This is a genomic window from Pseudomonas fluorescens group sp. PF-69, from assembly GCF_054481235.1.
On the sequence record NZ_JBTMNC010000001.1, the window covers coordinates 1,186,863 to 1,207,817 of the forward strand.

The following is a 20,955-nucleotide window of genomic DNA, read 5'->3' on the forward strand; positions in this document are numbered from 1 at the left end:
GTTTGATCACTCTGACGGCCCGATAATCGGGCGTAGATAACGCGTAGAAATAACGGGAGGTCGTGCATCGACCGGGGATTCGATTGAACGCAGGAAACGCGCGACAGGTGGTTGCAGCGTCAATCGCTCCTCCCGCCCCTTGTTCCACAACACCACTTGATTGGCCTCGACGCGGCGCAGAACACTGCCACCGGGCAAGCGATCGCCCACTTGATACATGCGCGAGCCTTGCGCATCGGCCAGCAAGGCCCTGGACAGACCACTGCTGACGACGAAGCTGGCCTGCAGGGTCAGCGGTTCGGCACTGGCGAGCAGCGCGGATTGGGTCGTCAAGCCGAGCACCGTGGCCACAGCGGTGGCATCGAGAGCATCACCGAGGGTCGCGGGTGCAGGCGTTAGGGTGGTCACTGTCAGGGGTGGCCGAGGGAAGAGTTCACGAAAGCGCCACTCCTGCCACATCAGAAACGCGGCATAGCCCATTGGCAACAGCAATAGGCCAACGTTACGCAGGCGCAAGCCGAAACGGGTAACCGTCATCAGTGGAAACGTCACGACTGGTTCACTTGATTTTCCATCAGAAGAATTAGCCTTCAGACGACCCTCAAGAGGTCGCCTGAAGTACTGCGGCGGGACTTAGAGCTTGTTCCACGCCATGTGCGAGTGCGCACCGACACCAGGCTCAAAGCCAGTGGCGGTCGGGCTGTATTGCTTGCAGTAGCCCGACTCCGGGAACGGCTTGCATTCAAAGACTTCGTTGGTCTTTGGCTGCAGCACTTTGGTGCCGGCGGTGTAGTCACTGATGCCTTCCGGGAACACGAAGTCGTAGTCGGCACCGGCGCCTTCACCGGTCAGTTGTGTAGCCTGGGTGTCCTGGCGAGTGGTCCGGCCATCCAGGGTGGTGCCCACCAGCGTCAGGGTGTGTTTGCCCGGGTTGCTGCGCACATCCAGGGCCAGCGAAGTCGAGCCGCTGTCGACCTGTGCCGAAGTGGAGCCGACCAGCTTGTTGTGCTCGTCGTACAGGGTCGCTTCGACGTTCATCTTGCGATTGGCAATCATGCTGAACTCGACCTTCGCCAGGCCTTTGTCCAGAACATGTTCCGCCTGCAGGGGCGCCACCGACATGCTCGCGGCAGCGTCTTCCCTCATGTCCAGCTGCACTTCGTAGCGGATGACGCCGCTTTCTTTCTGCGCATACAGGCTGTTGTTGCCCTTGACCGGCTCAATCGTGCCGTTTTCATCGCGAACGCCAGCCCGGATCAGTGCGTGAGCCTTGTTGATGGCTTCGGCCAGTTTGAACGACCAGTTGTTTGGCGAGCCTTCTTCGGCGTTATCAATGGAGATTTCCACGCTGTAGTTCGAGCTCTCGCCATTGGCGGTAAAGGCACGGGCCTTGACCTTGTCGCCTGCCAGCAACGGGGTCGAAGGCGCGATGCGGCCCACGGAAGACCAGCCGCCCGGCAACTCGGGCTCGGCAATGATGTTCACGTCCGCCGCGTTGTAAAACGCCGCATCGGTATCACCGACGGTCCAGATCCCCAGAATCACGTGGTGGCCGGTTTTGTCGGCAGGGATGTTGCAGTTGTGCTTGTCGGTGTTTGACGGCTTCTGATTGCCGCCGTCGATGGTGCAGAACGGCGTGCTTTCGAAGGTGGCGCGTTTCAGCGATTCGTTCGGGTTCCAGCCGTTGCGGGTGATGAAGTACTCATGCTTGGTGGCTGGATGCACAGCCGTGTAGCGCCATTGGAAATCGATGTTGCGATCCTTGATTTCCGTCAGCTGCCAACGCGTGGCGGACTGAGCGTCCAGGGCGGAGAACAGCGAGTGACCGCCACTGGCGATCTTGCCGTCGACGGGCCCCTGCAAAGGCGCACCACCGACACCGGCCGGGAAGCCCTTGAAGGTTTCGCCGACGCTTTGTGGTTCGTATTGAGCGCCGCCACAGTTGGTGTTCAAGCCTTTCTGGCAAGCCAGTGCACGGGAAGGCGGTACTTCCAGATAGCCGTGAGCGGAAGCACTTTGAGACGCCAACATTGCCGATAACAGGATCATTGAGGAGGTGCAGGCAGCCAACGCACTTCCCTTATAAGACGTATTTTTCATCAAATGAATTCCAGACTACTTATCGAAGAACAAGGCGCGCAGAACAGGCGCCGATTTTTGCGACATTGCTCAGCGAGGGGCTGAGCAAGGGTCTGAAACCTTACTTGGATAAATTCGTTCGCTATGTAGGGAAAATCTCTGCTTACCGCAGGATCAGTCTCTATGCGCCTCTGTCCGACAAGAAATGAAAAACTTCTTACAAGAAGCCCCTCCTCAACTAAACGCGAAGTTGAAAGGCATAAAAAAAAGCCTGTCCGGCACCAGGCCGAACAGGCTTCTGATCATTGCAGAATCAGTTACTCGTGATACTGCGCCGACAACTCATGCACCGCGCGCAGGAAAGCACCCGCGTGTTCCGGATCGACTTCCGGCGTGATGCCGTGACCGAGGTTGAACACGTGACCACTGCCTTTGCCGTAGCTGGCGAGAATGCGCCCGACTTCGGTACGGATCGCTTCTGGCTTGGCATAGAGCACGGTCGGGTCCATGTTGCCCTGCAGTGCGACTTTGCTGCCGACACGCTCACGGGCATTGCCGATGTCGCACGTCCAGTCCAGGCCCAATGCATCGGCGCCAGCGTCGGCAATGCTTTCCAGCCACAGGCCACCGTTCTTGGTGAACAGGATCACCGGCACCTTGCGACCTTCGTGCTCGCGGATCAGGCCGCTGACGATTTTGCGCATGTAGGCCAGGGAGAACTCCTGATAGGCCGCCGCCGAGAGGTTGCCGCCCCAGGTGTCGAAGATCTGCACCGCTTGCGCACCGGCCATGATCTGGCCGTTGAGGTAGCTGGTGACCGACTGCGCGAGCTTGTCCAGCAGCAGGTGCATGGCTTGCGGGTTGTCGTAGAGCATGGCTTTGGTCTTGCGGAAGTCTTTCGACGAGCCGCCTTCGACCATGTAGGTGGCCAGGGTCCATGGGCTGCCGGAGAAACCGATCAGCGGCACACGGCCGTTCAGTTCGCGGCGGATGGTGCTGACTGCGTCCATCACGTAGCCGAGGTCTTTCTGCGGATCGGGAATCGGCAAGGCTTCGATGTCGGCCAGGGTGCTGACGACTTTCTTGAAGCGCGGACCTTCGCCGGTTTCGAAGTACAGGCCTTGGCCCATGGCATCGGGGATGGTCAGGATGTCGGAAAAGAGGATCGCCGCATCCAGTTGGGGATAACGGTCGAGCGGCTGCATCGTGACTTCGCAAGCGAACGACGGGTTCATGCACAGGCTCATGAAATCGCCGGCCTTGGCACGGCTGGCGCGGTATTCCGGCAGGTAGCGACCCGCCTGACGCATCATCCACACGGGAGTGACGTCTACGGGTTGCTTGAGCAGGGCGCGGAGGAAACGGTCGTTCTTCAGGGCAGTCATGTCGGCATCCGGAAAAAAAGTGCGGGCATTTTCTCAGAGCCGGGCGCAAAAGGCACGGATGCAGGTCAGCCTTTTGTCTATCGGGTCAATTTGTCGCGGTGGAACACGGCTTTCGCCACAACACAAAACAACTGTGGGAGCGAGCCTGCTCGCGAAGAGGTCGGCACATCCAACATTGAAGTTGGATGACAGACCGCTATCGCGAGCAGGCTCGCTCCCACAGGGTTATTGCATTTCAGCTCAGGATTCGGGCTCAGACGCCCAGGTAATCCAGGATCCCTTCAGCCGCATTACGGCCTTCGAAGATCGCCGTCACCACCAGGTCGGAACCGCGGACCATGTCGCCACCGGCGAAGATCTTCGGGTTGCTGGTCTGGTGTTTGTACTGGCCCTGCTCAGGCGCGACAACGCGGCCCTGGCTGTCGGTCTGGATGCTGAACTGTTCGAACCACGGCGCCGGGCTTGGACGGAAGCCGAAAGCGATGACCACGGCGTCGGCCGGGATGATCTCTTCGGAACCCGGGATCGGCTCAGGGCTGCGACGGCCGCGGGCGTCCGGTTCGCCGAGACGGGTCTCGACCACTTTCACGCCTTCGACCTTGTCCTCACCGACGATGGCGATCGGCTGGCGGTTGTAGAGGAATTTCACGCCTTCTTCCTTGGCGTTCTTCACCTCTTTGCGCGAGCCCGGCATGTTGGCTTCGTCGCGACGATAAGCACAGGTCACCGACTTGGCGCCCTGGCGGATCGACGTACGGTTGCAGTCCATCGCCGTGTCACCACCGCCCAGTACCACGACCTTCTTGCCTTTCATGTCGACGAAATCTTCCGGCGACTTTTCAAAGCCCAGGTTGCGGTTGACGTTGGCGATCAGGAAGTCCAGTGCGTCGTAAACGCCCGGCAGGTCCTCACCGGCAAAGCCGCCCTTCATGTAGGTGTAGGTGCCCATGCCCATGAAGACCGCATCGTATTCTTCGAGCAGTTGCTCCATGGTGATGTCCTTGCCCACCTCGGTGTTGAGGCGGAACTGGATACCCATGCCGGTGAAGACTTCGCGGCGATTGCTCAGCACGGTCTTTTCCAGCTTGAACTCGGGGATACCGAAGGTCAGCAGACCGCCGATTTCCGGGTTCTTGTCGAACACCACCGGGGTCACGCCACCGCGCACCAGCACGTCGGCACACCCTAGGCCCGCAGGGCCCGCACCGATGATCGCGACACGCTTGCCGGTCGGCTTGACCTTGGACATGTCCGGGCGCCAGCCCATGGCGAACGCGGTGTCGGTGATGTACTTCTCCACCGAACCGATGGTGACCGCGCCGAAACCGTCGTTAAGGGTGCAGGCACCCTCGCACAGACGATCCTGCGGGCACACCCGGCCGCAGACTTCCGGCAGGGTGTTGGTCTGGTGAGACAGCTCGGCGGCCTGGAGGATGTTGCCCTCGGCCACCAGCTTCAGCCAGTTGGGAATGAAGTTGTGCACCGGGCACTTCCATTCGCAATACGGGTTACCGCAACCCAGGCAGCGGTGGGCCTGGTCGGCCGACTGCTGGGGTTTGAACGGTTCGTAGATTTCCACGAACTCTTTCTTGCGTTGACGCAACAGTTTCTTCTTCGGATCCTTGCGCCCGACCTCGATGAACTGGAAGTCATTATTCAGACGTTCAGCCATTGTTAAAACCTCATCAAACTCTTCAGGCGCATATCACTGCGGGTTGGCACGGGTGCTGGAAAGCAACGATTTCAGGGTGGCAGCCTTGGGCTTGACCAGCCAGAAACGACGCACGTAATCGTCAAGGTTTTCAGCGAGGTTACGACCCCACTCGCTGTCGGTTTCCTCGACGTACTCGTTCAGCACGCGCTGCAGGTGGCTGCGATAGGCTTCCATCGCCTCGCCGCTGATCCGCTGGATTTCCACCAGTTCATGGTTGACCCGGTCAACGAAGGTGTTGTCCTGGTCGAGCACGTAGGCGAAACCACCGGTCATGCCAGAGCCGAAGTTGTAACCGGTCTTGCCCAGAACACAGACGAAACCACCGGTCATGTACTCGCAGCAGTGATCGCCAGTGCCTTCCACGACGGTGTGGGCACCGGAGTTACGCACGGCGAAACGCTCGCCCGCGGTGCCGGCGGCGAACAGCTTGCCGCCCGTGGCGCCGTACAGGCAGGTGTTGCCGATGATGGCACTGTCCTGAGTCTTGTAGACGCTGCCCTTCGGCGGAACGATGACCAGCTTGCCACCGGTCATGCCCTTGCCGACGTAGTCGTTGGCATCGCCTTCCAGGTACATGTTCAGACCACCGGCGTTCCACACGCCGAAGCTCTGGCCGGCAGTCCCTTTGAAACGGAACGTGATCGGCGCGTTGGCCATGCCCTGGTTGCCGTGTTTGCGGGCGATTTCGCCGGAGATCCGCGCGCCGATGGAACGGTCGCAGTTGCAGATATCCAGGGCGAATTCGGCGCCGCTCAGGTCGTTGATCGCCGAGGTGGCCATGTCGACCATTTTCTCGGCCAGCAGGCCCTTGTCGAATGGCGGGTTACGGTCCACGCCGCAGAACTGGGGTTTGTCCGCCGGCACGTGATCGCTGCCCAGCAACGGGGTCAGGTCCAGGTGATGCTGCTTGGCGGTCTGCCCTTCGAGGACTTCCAGCAGATCGGTACGGCCGATCAGCTCTTCGAGGGAGCGCACGCCCAGCTTGGCCAGCCACTCACGGGTTTCTTCGGCGACGTAGGTGAAGAAGTTCACCACCATGTCGACGGTGCCGATGTAGTGATCCTTGCGCAGCTTCTCGTTCTGGGTCGCAACGCCGGTGGCGCAGTTGTTCAGGTGGCAGATGCGCAGGTATTTGCAGCCCAGGGCGATCATCGGCGCGGTACCGAAGCCGAAGCTTTCAGCGCCGAGGATGGCGGCCTTGATCACGTCGAGGCCGGTTTTCAGGCCTCCGTCGGTTTGTACCCGGACTTTGCCGCGCAGGTCGTTGCCGCGCAGGGTCTGGTGGGTTTCGGCCAGGCCGAGCTCCCACGGTGCGCCCGCGTATTTGATCGAAGTCAGCGGCGATGCACCGGTACCGCCGTCGTAGCCGGAGATGGTGATCAGGTCCGCGTAGGCCTTGGCCACACCGGCGGCGATGGTGCCGACGCCCGCTTCAGCCACCAGCTTCACGGAGACCAGCGCTTTCGGGTTGACTTGTTTCAGGTCGAAAATCAGCTGCGACAAGTCTTCGATCGAGTAGATGTCGTGGTGCGGCGGTGGCGAAATCAGGGTCACGCCCGGCACGGCGTAACGCAGCTTGGCGATCAGACCGTTGACCTTGCCGCCCGGCAGTTGACCGCCCTCGCCCGGCTTGGCGCCCTGGGCGACCTTGATCTGCAGCACTTCGGCATTGACCAGGTATTCCGGGGTCACGCCAAAACGGCCAGTGGCAACCTGCTTGATTTTCGAGCTCTTGATGGTGCCGTAGCGCGCCGGGTCTTCGCCGCCTTCGCCGGAGTTGGAACGCGCACCGAGGCGGTTCATGGCTTCGGCCAGGGCTTCGTGAGCTTCCGGCGACAGGGCGCCCAGGGAGATACCGGCGGAGTCGAAGCGCTTGAGCACCGATTCCAGCGGTTCGATCTCGCTGATGTCCAGCGGCGTGTCGAGGGTTTTGACTTTCAGCAGGTCGCGGATCATCGACACCGGGCGGTTGTCCACCAGCGACGTGTATTCCTTGAACTTGCTGTAGTCGCCCTGCTGCACAGCGGCTTGCAGGGTGTTGACCACGTCCGGGTTGTACGCGTGATATTCGCCACCGTGGACGAACTTCAGCAGGCCGCCTTGCTGGATCGGCTTGCGCGGGCTCCAGGCTTCGGTGGCCAGGGCCTTCTGCTCGGCTTCGATGTCGACGAAACGCGCACCCTTGATGCGGCTTGGCACGCCACGGAAGCTCAGGTTGCAGACTTCCTCGGACAGGCCGATGGCTTCGAACAACTGCGCACCACGGTACGACGTGATGGTCGAGATACCCATCTTCGACAGGATCTTGAGCAGGCCCTTGGTGATGCCTTTACGGTAGTTCTTGAACACCTCGTAGAGGTCGCCCAGCACTTCACCGGTGCGGATCAGGTCACCCAGCACTTCATAAGCCAGGAACGGATAAACGGCAGAGGCACCGAAACCGATCAACACGGCGAAGTGATGCGGGTCACGGGCGGTCGCGGTTTCCACCAGGATGTTGGAGTCGCAACGCAGGCCTTTTTCGGTCAGGCGATGGTGCACCGCGCCGGTGGCCAGGGAAGCGTGGATCGGCAGCTTGCCCGGGGCGATGTGACGGTCACTCAGCACGACCTGGGTACGACCGGCGCGCACGGCTTCTTCAGCCTGATCGGCGACGTTGCGGATCGCCGCTTCGAGGCCGACGCTTTCGTCGTAGTTCAGGTCGATGATCGCGCGCTCGAAGCCCGGACGATCGAGGTTCATCAGCGAGCGCCACTTGGCCGGGGAAATGACCGGCGAGCTGAGGATCACGCGCGAGGCGTGTTCCGGCGACTCCTGGAAAATGTTGCGCTCGGCACCGAGGCAGATTTCCAGCGACATGACGATGGCTTCACGCAGCGGGTCGATCGGCGGGTTGGTCACCTGCGCGAACTGCTGGCGGAAATAGTCGTACGGCGTGCGCACGCGCTGGGACAGCACGGCCATCGGCGTATCGTCGCCCATCGAGCCCACGGCTTCGTAGCCTTGCTCGCCGAGCGGACGCAGCACCTGGTCGCGCTCTTCGAACGTGACCTGGTACATCTTCATGTATTGCTTGAGCTGATCGACGTCGTAGAACGCCGAACCGTGGTCGTTGTCTTCCATGGTCGCCTGGATGCGCAGGGCGTTCTTGCGCAGCCATTGCTTGTACGGATGACGAGACTTCAGGCGGTTGTCGATGGCGTCGGTGTCGAGGATCTGACCGGTTTCGGTGTCCACGGCAAAGATCTGGCCAGGGCCAACACGGCCCTTGGCGATCACGTCTTCAGGCTGGTAGTTCCAGACACCGATTTCCGAAGCCAGGGTGATGAAGCCGTTCTTGGTGGTGACCCAGCGCGCCGGACGCAGACCGTTACGGTCGAGCAGGCACACCGCGTAGCGACCGTCGGTCATGACCACGCCGGCCGGGCCGTCCCACGGTTCCATGTGCATCGAGTTGTATTCGTAGAACGCACGCAGATCCGGGTCCATGGTCTCGACGTTCTGCCACGCAGGCGGAATGATCATCCGCACGCCACGGAACAGGTCGATGCCACCGGTGACCATCAGCTCGAGCATGTTGTCCATGCTGGAGGAGTCGGAACCGACACGGTTGACCAGCGGGCCGAGTTCTTCCAGGTCCATCAAATCGTTGGTGAACTTGGTGCGACGGGCCACGGCCCAGTTGCGGTTGCCGGTGATGGTGTTGATCTCGCCGTTGTGCGCCAGGAAGCGGAACGGTTGGGCCAGCGGCCATTTCGGCAGGGTGTTGGTGGAGAAGCGCTGGTGGAACACGCAAATCGAGGTTTGCAGGCGCTCATCGCTCAGGTCTGGATAGAAGGCGGTCAAGTCCGCCGGCATCATCAGGCCTTTATAAATAATGGTCTTGTGGGAAAAGCTGCAGACGTAGTGATCGACGTCGGCGGCGTTGGCCACGGACGAGCGACGACGGGAGGTGAACAGCTTGACGGCCATGTCCTGGTCGCTCAGGCCTTCACCGCCGATGTACACCTGCTCGATCTGTGGCAGGCGCTCAAGGGCCAGGCGGCCGAGGACGCTGGTGTCGATCGGCACTTTGCGCCAGCCGACGAGCTGCAGGCCGGCGGCCAGGATCTCGCGGTTCATGTTCTCGCGAGCGGCTTCGGCTTTGACCGGGTCCTGGTTGAAGAAGACCATGCCCACGGCATATTGCTTGGGCAGGTCGACGCCGAACGTTTCCTGGGCGATGGCTCGCAGGAACACGTCCGGCTTTTGAATCAGCAGACCGCAACCGTCACCGGTCTTGCCGTCGGCATTAATCCCACCGCGGTGGGTCATGCAGGTCAGGGCCTCGATGGCCGTTTGCAAAAGGGTATGACTGGGCTCGCCCTGCATATGGGCTATCAGGCCGAAACCGCAGTTATCCTTGAATTCATCTGGTTGGTACAGACCTGCTTTCATAGACACTTTCTCACCAGGCTGCCTCTTATCGAGGCAAATTTCTTTTCAATTCAACCACTTACCGTCCACGCCGAACGTACGCCGGCTTTGCGGGGGCAAAAGGGAGGTCATTGTACACACCGTCACTTGGCCTCACAAATTTGACGACGAAATGTCGCAAATTCATGTCGCATTTGTGAAAGGTTTAAAGCGATCTGCTGTGCTAGTCAAAACTTTTTTTAATCTTGACCGCAACGACTCAAAGACTACTGTGACGCAGACACCACAAGGCACGCGGCCTGTGGGGCCAGCGCGCTCTTGTAGAAATTTTGAGGTGCTTGGAGAGGCGGCCTGGGTAAGGCCGCCGAATCTTCAGCGAGTTGTTGCCAGTTCCTGTTGGACGCTGGCGACAGTGCGAGGCCAAGGTTTACCAGCCTGAACCTTCGCTGGCAAGGCCTTGATGGCGGAAACGGCTGCATCACGATTGGCGAAACTGCCGTAGGTGATCACATAGAGTGGCTTGCCGTTGAGGACTTTCTTGAAGTAGCGGTACTCGCCGCCCTGCTCCTTGACGAAGTTTTGCGCGGCCGTTTCAGAGCTGGTGCCGAGGATCTGTACCACGTAGTTGCCCGGAGCCTGACCTGCGTACCAGCTGCCGCCTGCGGCCTTGGCCACGGCGGCTGGTTTCTCGACTGGCTTCTCGACCGGCTTGGCCGCAGGTGCGGCTTTAGCCACGGGCGCGGGTGCAGGCTTGGCCGCTGGAACCGGCGCTGGCTTGGCGGTAGCGACTTGAGTCGGAGCAGGCGTCGGCTTGGCGGCGGGTGTCGGTGCAGGACCGGCAGGCACGCCCACAGGCGGCGCAGTCGTGGTCACGGTCGGCGGCGTGGCGCTGGAGCCTTCGACCGGCACGCCATCATCTCCCTCGGAAATCCCGCCTGCGGCTTCGGCCAGCGGACCACGCATGACCGGTTGCGAATTACCGACCAACGGCAATGGCATCGGCTGCGTGTTGCCGGCGAATTCGACAGACGGTGCACCACCGTTTGCTGCTGGCTGACCCTGACCGAGCGGCAGTTGCGCCTGTTCGTTGGCAGGTGCACCCGTGGTCGGCGCTTTGTTGCGACCCGGCATCAACCAGGCGGCGGCCACCGCGACCACAACGACGGCGGAAATCGCCAATACGTGTTTCTTCGGCATATTGAACCCCATACTTGGACGCTTGACCGCTGTGCGGCTGGCAATCATGGCTTCGATCATGGCATCGCGGGCGACCTGATTGATGTTGCCAGGCCAACCGTCGGAGCGTTCATGAATATCAGAGATCTGATCCGCGGTAAAAAGTTCGATCCCCCGGCCTGCGCCTTCGAGGCGCTGATCCAGGTATTCGCGCGTTTCCTCTACGGTATAAGGCTGCAGCTCGATGACGTGGAAACGCTCTTCCTCCAGGCTCAACTGCTCCAGCTGAGCGATCAGCGAGGACTCCCCGAACAGGAACACATGCGGACGGCCTTCCGGCGCTCCGGCGGCCAGCGCCATCAAGGCTTCGAGCGCGGACTCGTCGAGTTGCTCGGCGTCATCCACCAGCAGATAGACTTCCTGACCGGTCAGCGCCAGTTGCACCACCTGCGCCAGAATCGCGCCGATCTCGGCCTGGGCAACGTCCAGCGCCTGGGCAACCTGCCGCAGGATGCCAGCCGAATCGCCGGCGCCACGGGCGGAAACCACCACGCTTTGCACGGATTGTTTGTTGGTGCTGGCCACCAGGGCCTGGCGCAACAGGGTCTTGCCACTGCCTTGGGGCCCTGTGACGACCAACAGCAACTGGCTGTAACGCGCCAGGTGGTGCAGCTGTCCCAGCACCGGTTTGCGCTGGGCCGGGAAAAACTTGAAGCCAGGCACCCGTGGAGCAAAAGGGTCATGACTCAACTGGTAATGGCCGAGGAAAGCCTCGTCCGCATGCAAACTAGTCATCGCGATCTTATTAACCTTTAAGCTGAGCCAGGGCGCGGTAATCCGCTCCCAGCGTGGCCTGTAAAACCTCTTTCGGATAATCGTCGGTCACCACTGCCTCGCCCATTTGGCGCAGCAGCACCAGGCGCAAACGACCGTCGATCACTTTTTTATCAATTGCCATATGTTCGAGAAAATCGGCTTCCGTCATCTCCTCGGGCGGGATGACCGGCAGCCCGGCGCGCTGGAACAGACGAATGCCGCGATCACGGTCCTGTTCGCTGATCCAGCCCAGGCGGGCGGACATTTCCAGCGCCATTACGGTGCCAGCAGCGACGGCCTCACCATGAAGCCAGACACCATACCCCATGTGGGTTTCGATGGCGTGGCCGAAGGTGTGGCCCAGGTTCAAGGTGGCACGAACACCGGTTTCCTTTTCGTCGGCGCCGACCACCGCTGCCTTGGCCGCGCAGGAGCGTTCGATGGCGTAGGTCAGGGCTTGCTGATCCAGATTGCGCAGGCGATCGACGTTGTCTTCGAGCCAGGTCAGGAACGGCTCATCGCAGATCAGCCCGTATTTGATGACCTCAGCCAGACCGGCGGACAGTTCGCGGGCCGGCAGGGTATTGAGGGAAGCCGTGTCGATCAGCACGACATTCGGCTGATAGAAGGCACCCACCATGTTCTTGCCCAGTGGGTGGTTGATCCCGGTCTTGCCGCCCACCGAGGAGTCGACTTGCGACAGCAGCGTGGTTGGAACCTGAATGAAATCGACGCCGCGCTGATAGCAGGCGGCAGCAAAACCGGCCATGTCACCGATCACACCGCCACCCAGGGCGATCACCGTGGTGCGGCGGTCGTGCCGTGCGGTCAGCAGGCCGTCGAAGATCAGTTGCAGGGTTTCCCAGGTTTTGAAGGCTTCGCCGTCGGGCAACACGACGGATATCACCGAGAACTGCGCGAGGCTGCGAGTCAGACGTTCGAGATAGAGCGGCGCGACCGTTTCATTGGAGATGATTGCCACTTGCCGTCCGCGAATATGCGGGGCCAGCAGCTCAGGCTGATCCAACAAACCTTCGCCAATATGAATCGGGTAGCTGCGCTCGCCTAGATCGACCTTGAGTGTCTGCATGTGTCCCCACAGTGAAGATGGAATCAGGCGTTCCGCCTTGAGTTAACGAATGTTCACGGCCTTTGCTGTTATTGACGCCGCTGGGTCGCCGTTCGCCACAACCTTGGACGGTTGTGGCAGGACGCCGAGGATAGCGCATTTCGCGCCGCGCATTAACGGGGAGGCAGCTGCTGCAAGCGTTCCAGGATATCGAGCACGACCATGCGTGGCGGCCGCTCATCGGTTTCCACCACCAGATCAGCGATTTCCCGATACAGCGGATCGCGGATCGCCAGCAGATCCCGAAGGGTCTTGGCCGGATCGGCGGTGCGCAACAAGGGCCGATTGCGGTCGCGGGACGTGCGACCGACCTGCTGCTCGACAGAGGCATGCAGATAAACCACCCGCCCACCGGCGTGCAGGGCTCGACGATTGGCTTCGCGCATCACTGCACCGCCGCCGGTCGCCAGCACCACGCCATCGTAATCGCACAGTTCGGCAATCATTGCCTCCTCGCGGTCACGAAAGCCCGGTTCGCCTTCTTTATCGAAGATCCATGGGATATTGGCGCCCGTGCGTAATTCAATTTCCTTATCGGAATCTTTGAATGGCAAGCGCAGCTCTTTGGCCAGCAACCGGCCGATGGTGCTTTTTCCAGCGCCCATCGGTCCTACAAGAATCAAATTTCGCACAGAATCAACGACTCACAGCAATCGCCTGGTTATTCATGATACGCGGAGTGAGAAACACCAACAGCTCGGATTTTTTCTCCGAAACCACGTCACGCCGGAAAAGGCGGCCAAGATACGGCACATCGCCAAGAAATGGCACCTTATCTACAACCTTGCTTTGAGTATTTGAGAAAACACCGCCAATGACGATGGTCTCCCCATCGTTGACCAGGACCTTGGCATTGACCTCGTTTTTCTTGATGGGCGGCACATCCTGGACCTTGTTCAGGTAGTCCGGTTCGTCCTTGGTGACCTTGACCTCCATGATGATCCGGTTGTCCGGAGTGATCTGTGGCGTCACTTCCAGCGACAGCGATGCTTCCTTGAAGGACACCGAAGTCGCGCCGCTGGAACTGGCTTCCTGGTAGGGAATCTCGGTGCCCTTGAGGATTTTGGCGGTTTCCTTGTCGGACGTGACGACCTTGGGTTGCGAGACGATTTCCCCGTTTCCGGTCTTCTCCATGGCCGTCAGCTCAAGGTCCAGCAAGACGTTATCGGTGATGAACGCAATGCCGATCCCCGAGGTGTTGTTCGTCGCCCCTAAATCGACGAACGGTGAATTGGTGCTGGTGCTGCCCGGCGTGCCAATGGTCGACGAGCCGTTGGCGCCGTTGCTGACCCCGGAAGTATTCCAGTTGCCCCTGTTCTGGACGGAGCCGCCCCAGCGCACACCCAGGCTCTTGTCGTAATCGACGTTGGCTTCGACGATTCGCGCTTCGATCATGACCTGGCGCACCGGAATATCCAGCTGGGCAACGATTCGCCGCAGTTCGTCGAGTCGATCCTGGGTCTGGTAGGCAATGATGTTGTTGGTACGCTCATCGACGGTAATAGAGCCCCGTTCGTCGACTTTCGCCTCGGCACTGGTCACCGACTGGAACAGTTTGGCGATATCCGCCGCCTTGGCGTAATTGACCTGCAACAGTTCCCGCCGTAGCGGTGCCAGATCGGCGATCTGTTTTTGCGACTCCAGCTCCTGCCGTTCCCGGGCAGCAATTTCGTCGGCCGGCGCCACCAGCAGGACGTTACCGATCTTGCGCTTGTCCAGCCCCTTGGTTTTCAGCACCAGATCCAGCGCCTGATCCCAAGGTACGTTCTGCAGGCGCAGGGTAATGCCGCCCTGCACGGTGTCGCTGGCGACCAGATTGAGATTGGTGAAATCAGCGATCAGTTGCAGCACCGAGCGCACGTCGATGTCCTGAAAATTCAACGAAAGCTTTTCACCGCTGTAGGCATGGCGGTCGGCATCACGCTTTTGCAGGTCGTCGGCGGTCACCGGACGGACGCTGACGGTAAGTTTGTTTTCGGTCTGATAGGTCGAGTAGTCGAAGGCACCGCCGCCGGGCTCGATCGTGATGGTGGCCCGATCACCCGTGGCGCTGGCGTTGACGAACTGCACCGGCGTGGCGAAATCCTTCACATCCAGACGCACGCGCAAGGGGTCGGGCAATTGGGTCCTGGCAAACCCGACGATGATCTTGCCGTCGCGCTCCTGAATGTCCGGCGCAATCGACGGATCCGACAGATCGATCAGCACATTGCCTTCGCCCTGGGTACCCCGCTGGAAATCCACACCGCGAATAGCCTTGCCCGATGGCATTGGGGGGCGCGCCGGGGCCGGCGCTGCGAGGGTGGCCGATGTGGTCGGCGCGACTTTGCCGCCCTGCCCGACCACCACGAACAGGTTGTTGCCCTCGACTCGCGTGCTGTAGGGGGCCGCCTGGGTCAAGTTGATGATCAGGCGCGTACGGTCCTTGACCTCCACCACCGTCGCGCTTCGGGCATTGCCAGCGCCCAGGTCACGGGTTTTGTTCGCCAATTGACTGACGACACCCGGCAGATCCAGTGCGATCCGCGCCGGTGATGCCGTGGTGTAACCCTGAGGGGCCGGTGGCGGCTCGTCGAATGCCAGCTTCAGCTCGACGCGGTCTCCCGGCAGCGCCGCAACATCCAGCGCCTTGAGGCTGGCCGCTTGTGCCATCGGCGACAACAACGCTATCCATAGCGTCATTCCGAGGGCTGAGAAAGTCCTGTTCATTTTTCCAGTTCCACTATGAGTGCTCTTTCAGAGGGAGGGTCCGCGGCCGTTCCAGCCAGGCACCTTCCCCGTCGGGGACGATTTCGACCACATCCACTTGTGAGCCGCTGATGGCAACGATCCGCCCGTCATTACGCCCCAGGTAATCACCGACTTTCAGCCTGTGCACCCCGCCAGCCCCGCGCAGCAATGCAAAGGAGCCCGCCGCATTGGAGATCGTGCCGACCATTTCAAACTGCTCGATGTTGAACCCCTCAAGGTATTGCTTGATTCGGTCGGGGTCGGGCCTGACGTCGCGTGAGCCGTGTTGCTGACCGGACAGGTCGATCCTGACCTGCGGTGAAAACGGGCTGCGCAGGTTGGCTGCGTTGTAAGTGAATGTCGGGTAAGACCGGATTGTGGGCGTTGGTTCAATCTTGCCTGGTGCGCGCAGGCGCATTTCGTTCAGGTAGGCATCCAGGTCGCTGAAGTCATCGCCACCGCCACAGCCGGCAAGGACGACGAGCGACACGACCATCGATAAACAACGAATCGGGTTCATTGATGCGCCCCCTGATCGTTGTAGCGATAGGTCTTGGCAAGGATGCTCATGCGCAGCTTCGGGCCGCCGTCCGGTTTGGCCGGTGCCAGGTCGAAATCGTGCAGGGTCACGATGCGCGGCAACCCGGCCACACCACTGACGAACGTGGCCAGATCGTGATAGGCACCAGTGACGGTGATCTGGATCGGCAGTTCGATGTAGAACGGCCGCGTCACCTCCGGCAGTAGCTTGATCTCTTCAAACTCCAGCCCGCTACCCAGACCTGTGCGAGTGATGTCCTCCAGCAGGCCGGGCACTTCGGTATCACTGGGCAGTTGCCGCAGCAGCACACCAAAAGAGTCTTCCATCTCTTTCAGTTGCTGCGTATAGCGCTCCAGATTCGCCGCCCTATGCGCCTTGGTGGCGAACTGCTCCTTGAGGGCCGTCTCTTCTTCGCGCTTGAGGTCGAGCTGGCTCTGAACCTCACTTGTGGAAAAGCTGTAACCGAGCGCCAGGACCAGAATCATGACCAACACGCCCACCAGAACCTTGATCGCAGGCGGCCATGAACCGATGTTGTGAGTGCCCAATTCGTGAATGTCGATCCTGCGCAGCTCTTCCAGCCATCCGGAAGGACTCATTGTTCATCCTCCACGGCGGCCGGCTGAGTCTGACGAACGGTCAACTGGAAGACATTGGCCTGATCCAACTGACCCGCCGTGGTCGCTTTGACTTCAGTCAGGCTCGGTGCATCGAACCAGTCCGAAGCGTTCAGGTTGCGCATCAGGTCGGAAACACGATTGTTCGATTCAGCGGCGCCAGAAATCGACAAGGTTTTGCCCACCCTTTTGACTTCGGTGAAATACACCCCGTCGGGCAGGGTCCGCGCCAGTTGGTCAAAAATTCGCCCACTGACCGGCCGATTGCCTTGCAGGTCCTGGATGATGCGCATGCGCTCGAGCAATTGCTGGCGACGCGCCTTGAGATCGCTGATCTGTTTAATCCGCTCGTCGACCACGACAATCTGCTGATTGATGTAATTGTTACGGGCGACTTGCCGTTCAATGGCGCTGTTGATGGCTTGATTCGCAACCAGCACCGCACCCGCCGATCCCACCAGCACCCCTGCCAGAATCACTAAAAACCGTTTTCGACGCTCCTCGCGCAGCTCTTCGCGCCAGGGTAAAAGATTGATCCGCGCCATCAGTCGCAGCTCCTGAGGGCCAGCCCGCAGGCAATCATCATGGCCGGCGCGTCGCTGGCCAGGGCGGCGGCGTTGACCTTGGCGCTCAACGTCATCCCGGCAAATGGGTTGGCCACCTGGGTCGGTGTGCCCAAACGCTCTTCGATCAACCGTTCCAGCCCACAGATTGACGCGGTGCCGCCGACCAGCAGGATGTGATCGATAGCGTTGTATTGGCCGCCAGCGAAGAAAAACTGCAATGAACGCGATACCTGTTGCACCAGCGCCTCGCGAAACGGCTGCAACACTGCACTGACGTAATCATCCGGCAAACCACCCTGCTTCTTTGCCAGCACCGCCTGTTCGAAGGTCAGGCCGTAGCGGCGCTGAATGTCCTCCGTCAGCTGACGACCACCGAACAATTGTTCGCGGGTATAGATAATGCGTCCGTGGTGCAGCACGCTCAGGGTGGTCATGGTCGCACCGATGTCGACCGCCGCCACCAGGCGCTCCCCGGGTATCACCGATTGATTGGTCAGCAAACCGAATGATCGCTCCAGGGCATGGGCCTCGACGTCGACCACGCGAGCGGTGAGGCCGGCCAGAGCCAGGGCTGCCTCGCGGACCTCGACGTTTTCCTTGCGGCAGGCCGCGAGCAGCACATCGACCCGCTCGGGATTGCGCGCTGAAGCGCCCTGTACTTCAAAGTCGATGGCGACTTCGTCCAGCGGATAGGGAATGTACTGGTCGGCCTCGATCTTCAGCTGGTTTTCCATGTCGTCGTCGCAAAGCCCGGCGTCCATCTCGATGGTCTTGGTGATCACCGCCGAGCCAGCCACCGCCACCGCCACGTTCCTGAGGCGGGTTCTGGCCTTGATCAACGCGCGAGAGAGCGCCTGGCCCACAGCATCGAGCTCGGCAATATTTTTTTCGATAACGGCGTTGGCGGGCAGCGGTTCGACCGCATAGGCCTCGACCCGATAACGGGCGCCCTGGCGGCTCAGCGCCAGAAGCTTCACCGAAGTGGAGCTGATGTCGATACCCAAAAGCGCATCGGCCTTTTTGTTGAAGAGTCCTGGCACTGGCAATTCCCTATGACTATCCGTGAGTTACGGACTCTGCATTGTGTTTTGCGTTCCCTCCGCCCGTCTTGACATCAGCGCAAATGACGCTTCTGGCGGAAAAATGCTTATAATGCCCAGCGTTTTTTTCCGCTTTTCTCAAGCGCGGGTCGTTCGCCTTTAGCCTGAACCCTGATGCCTAATTCATTCTTTGCCCTGGATATCCAAAAGCCTTGATTCGTCTGCTGAAATTTTTCGGTTGGTCCATCGTCGCGGTTTTCTGCGGACTGCTTCTGGGTCTGAGCGGGGCGTTTCTCTACCTTAGCCCCGGATTGCCGTCCGTAGAGGCGTTGCGAAGCATCCAGTTGCAGATCCCTTTGCGGGTCTACAGCAGCGACAACAAGTTGATCGCAGAATTTGGCGAAATGCGCCGCACACCGATCCGTTTCGCCGACATTCCCCCCAATTTCATTAATGCGTTACTAAGTGCTGAAGACGATAACTTCGCCAACCACTATGGCGTCGACCCCAGCAGCCTGATGCGTGCCGCCACCCAATTGGTGAAAAGCGGGCACATCCAGTCCGGCGGCAGCACCATCACCATGCAGGTGGCGAAGAACTTCTTCCTGACCAGCGAACGCAGCTTCTCGCGCAAGACCACCGAAATCCTCCTGGCCTTGCAGATCGAACGGCAGCTGACCAAGGACGAGATCCTCGAGCTGTACGTCAACAAGATCTATCTGGGCAACCGCGCCTACGGCATCGAGGCGGCGGCGCAGGTCTATTACGGCAAGTCGATTCGTGACGTCAGCCTCGCGCAGATGGCGATGATCGCCGGCCTGCCCAAAGCCCCGTCGCGCTTCAACCCGCTGGCCAACCCGGCCCGCAGCAAAGAGCGTCGCGACTGGATCCTGGGGCGCATGTACAAGCTCGGCAAAATCAGCGAGGCCGACTACACCACCGCAATCAACGAACCGCTGAACGCCAGCTATCACGTCCCGACACCGGAAGTGAATGCGCCCTACATTGCCGAGATGGCCCGTGCCGAAATGGTCGGCCGCTATGGCAGCGACGCCTACACCGAAGGTTTCCGCGTGACGACCACGGTGCCGAGCAATCTGCAGGAAATGGCCAACACCGCCGTCCACGAAGGCCTGATGACCTATGACCAGCGCCACGGCTATCGCGGCCCTGAGTCGCGCCTGCCGGGCAAGACCCGCGAGGCCTGGGCGACCGAGCTGACCAAGCAGCGCACCATCAGCAGCCTTGAACCGGCCATCGTCACTCAGGTCGAGAAAAATGGCCTGCAGGTGCTGACCCGCAACGGCAACGAGCACGTCAGTTGGGACAGCATGAAATGGGCGCGTCCGTTCCTGAACACCAACAGCATGGGTGCCAATCCGAAGCAGCCGTCCGACGTGGCCCAGGTCGGCGACCTGATTCGCGTGCAGCGTCAGGCGGACAATTCGCTGAAATTCAGCCAGATCCCGCAAGCCCAGGGCGCACTGGTATCCCTCGACCCGCAAAACGGCGCGATCCGCGCGCTGGTCGGTGGCTTCGCCTTCGAGCAGAGCAACTACAACCGCGCCTTGCAGGCCAAGCGCCAGCCGGGCTCGAGCTTCAAGCCTTTCGTCTACGCCGCTGCGCTGGATAACGGCTACACCGCCGCCAGCCTGGTGAACGACGCACCGATCGTGTTCGTCGACGAGTACCTGGACAAGGTCTGGCGTCCGAAAAACGACACCAACACCTTCCTCGGCCCGATCCGCTTGCGCGAAGCGTTGTACAAGTCGCGCAACCTGGTGTCGATTCGCCTGTTGCAAGCGATGGGCGTCGGCAAAACCATCGACTACATCACCCGCTTTGGCTTCAACAAGCAGGATCTGCCGCCCAACCTGTCCCTGGCCCTGGGTACCGCGACCCTGACGCCAATGGAAATCGCCACCGGCTGGAGCACCTTCGCCAACGGCGGCTACAAGGTCACCCCTTACATCATCGACAAGATCGAAAGCCGCAACGGCGACACGCTGTTCGTCGCCAACCCGGCAAGCGTGCCGAAAGGCGGCGCCGCCAGCGACGGCATCGCCGCACCGTCCGCCCAGGCCTTCACGGTCAACGCAATGCCGGGCGAAGCGCCAACTACCCAACCGGCGACGCAGGCACCGGCCGTGGCTGAGCGCATCGTCGATGGCCGTACCACTTACATCCTCAACAGCATGCTCGAGGACGTGATCAAACTCGGCACCGGCCGCCGTGCACTGGCCCTGGGTCGCCCTGACATCGCCGGCAAGACCGGGACCACCAACGAGTCCAAGGACGCCTGGTTCTCCGGCTACAACGCCGATTACGTGACCACCGTCTGGACCGGTTTCGACCAACCGGAAAGCCTGGGGCGCAAAGAGTTCGGCGGCACCGTCGCGCTGCCGATCTGGATGAACTACATGGGCGCCGCGCTCAAAGGCCTGCCGCCACATACACAACCGGAGCCGGAAGGCATCCTGAGTCTGCGCGTCGACCCGGTCAGTGGCCGTGCGGCAAGCCCAAGCACGCCTGGAGCCTACTTCGAACTGTTCAAGGCCGAAGACACGCCACCGTCGGTCAACGAACTGGGCAACGGCAATGCGCCAGGCAGCCCGCTGCCAGCGGATGAAGCGGCGCCGATCGACTTGTTCTAGAGAAGCAGCCTGTAGGAGCGAGCCTGCTCGCGAAAAACGGTCAGACAACGCGGGTATTCAGACCGCCCGCGTCATCGTTGACGACCATCGCG

Annotated in this window: 14 protein-coding genes; 1 reads left to right on the forward strand and 13 read right to left on the reverse strand. The window is 60.7% G+C overall.

Annotation, left to right across the window (positions count from 1 at the left end):
* Positions 1–6: 6 nt before the first annotated feature.
* From ACX3YF_RS05375 to ACX3YF_RS05435, 13 genes are all read right to left on the reverse strand, one after another.
* Positions 7–537: a type II secretion system protein N gene (locus ACX3YF_RS05375; RefSeq protein ID WP_130205137.1), complete on the reverse strand. Its 531-nt coding sequence runs from the start codon at positions 535–537 to the stop codon at positions 7–9.
* A 96-nt stretch (positions 538–633) separates the two neighbouring features.
* Complete coding sequence (gene gbpA, locus ACX3YF_RS05380; RefSeq protein ID WP_288098356.1) at positions 634–2,100, reverse strand: N-acetylglucosamine-binding protein GbpA; 1,467 nt, start codon at positions 2,098–2,100, stop codon at positions 634–636.
* Between the two features lie 296 nt (positions 2,101–2,396).
* On the reverse strand, positions 2,397–3,464 hold the full coding sequence (gene hemE, locus ACX3YF_RS05385) for a uroporphyrinogen decarboxylase (RefSeq protein ID WP_047536484.1): 1,068 nt from the start codon (positions 3,462–3,464) through the stop codon (positions 2,397–2,399).
* Between the two features lie 253 nt (positions 3,465–3,717).
* Entirely contained in the window at positions 3,718–5,136 is a 1,419-nt protein-coding gene (locus ACX3YF_RS05390; RefSeq protein WP_103404481.1) for an FAD-dependent oxidoreductase, read from the reverse strand.
* A gap of 33 nt (positions 5,137–5,169) precedes the next feature.
* Positions 5,170–9,615 carry a glutamate synthase large subunit gene (gene gltB, locus ACX3YF_RS05395; protein WP_130207271.1) on the reverse strand — a complete coding sequence of 1,482 codons (4,446 nt, stop codon included), beginning with the start codon at positions 9,613–9,615 and terminating at the stop codon, positions 5,170–5,172.
* Positions 9,616–9,966: 351 nt separating this feature from the next.
* Entirely contained in the window at positions 9,967–11,565 is a 1,599-nt protein-coding gene (locus tag ACX3YF_RS05400; RefSeq protein WP_130207273.1) for an AAA family ATPase, read from the reverse strand.
* A gap of 10 nt (positions 11,566–11,575) precedes the next feature.
* On the reverse strand, positions 11,576–12,676 hold the full coding sequence (aroB, locus tag ACX3YF_RS05405; RefSeq protein WP_047536476.1) for a 3-dehydroquinate synthase: 1,101 nt from the start codon (positions 12,674–12,676) through the stop codon (positions 11,576–11,578).
* A 152-nt stretch (positions 12,677–12,828) separates the two neighbouring features.
* A complete protein-coding gene (gene aroK, locus ACX3YF_RS05410; protein ID WP_047536474.1) occupies positions 12,829–13,347 on the reverse strand; it encodes a shikimate kinase AroK in 519 nt (172 codons plus the stop codon).
* A 4-nt stretch (positions 13,348–13,351) separates the two neighbouring features.
* Entirely contained in the window at positions 13,352–15,424 is a 2,073-nt protein-coding gene (pilQ, locus tag ACX3YF_RS05415) for a type IV pilus secretin PilQ (protein ID WP_448645670.1), read from the reverse strand.
* A 13-nt stretch (positions 15,425–15,437) separates the two neighbouring features.
* On the reverse strand, positions 15,438–15,965 hold the full coding sequence (locus tag ACX3YF_RS05420; RefSeq protein ID WP_198131815.1) for a pilus assembly protein PilP: 528 nt from the start codon (positions 15,963–15,965) through the stop codon (positions 15,438–15,440).
* Entirely contained in the window at positions 15,962–16,585 is a 624-nt protein-coding gene (gene pilO, locus ACX3YF_RS05425; RefSeq protein ID WP_130207279.1) for a type 4a pilus biogenesis protein PilO, read from the reverse strand. The genes ACX3YF_RS05420 and pilO overlap by 4 nt, the downstream gene beginning before the upstream one ends.
* Positions 16,582–17,148, reverse strand: coding sequence for a PilN domain-containing protein (locus ACX3YF_RS05430; RefSeq protein WP_130207281.1), 567 nt, complete (start codon positions 17,146–17,148; stop codon positions 16,582–16,584). Before ACX3YF_RS05430 ends, pilO begins: the two co-directional genes overlap by 4 nt.
* Positions 17,148–18,209: a pilus assembly protein PilM gene (locus tag ACX3YF_RS05435; RefSeq protein ID WP_458973504.1), complete on the reverse strand. Its 1,062-nt coding sequence runs from the start codon at positions 18,207–18,209 to the stop codon at positions 17,148–17,150. The genes ACX3YF_RS05430 and ACX3YF_RS05435 overlap by 1 nt, the downstream gene beginning before the upstream one ends.
* Positions 18,210–18,424: 215 nt before the next feature.
* On the opposite strand from ACX3YF_RS05435, the gene ACX3YF_RS05440 reads away from it, so the two are divergent.
* On the forward strand, positions 18,425–20,863 hold the full coding sequence (locus ACX3YF_RS05440) for a penicillin-binding protein 1A (protein WP_458974829.1): 2,439 nt from the start codon (positions 18,425–18,427) through the stop codon (positions 20,861–20,863).
* Positions 20,864–20,955 lie beyond the last annotated feature (92 nt).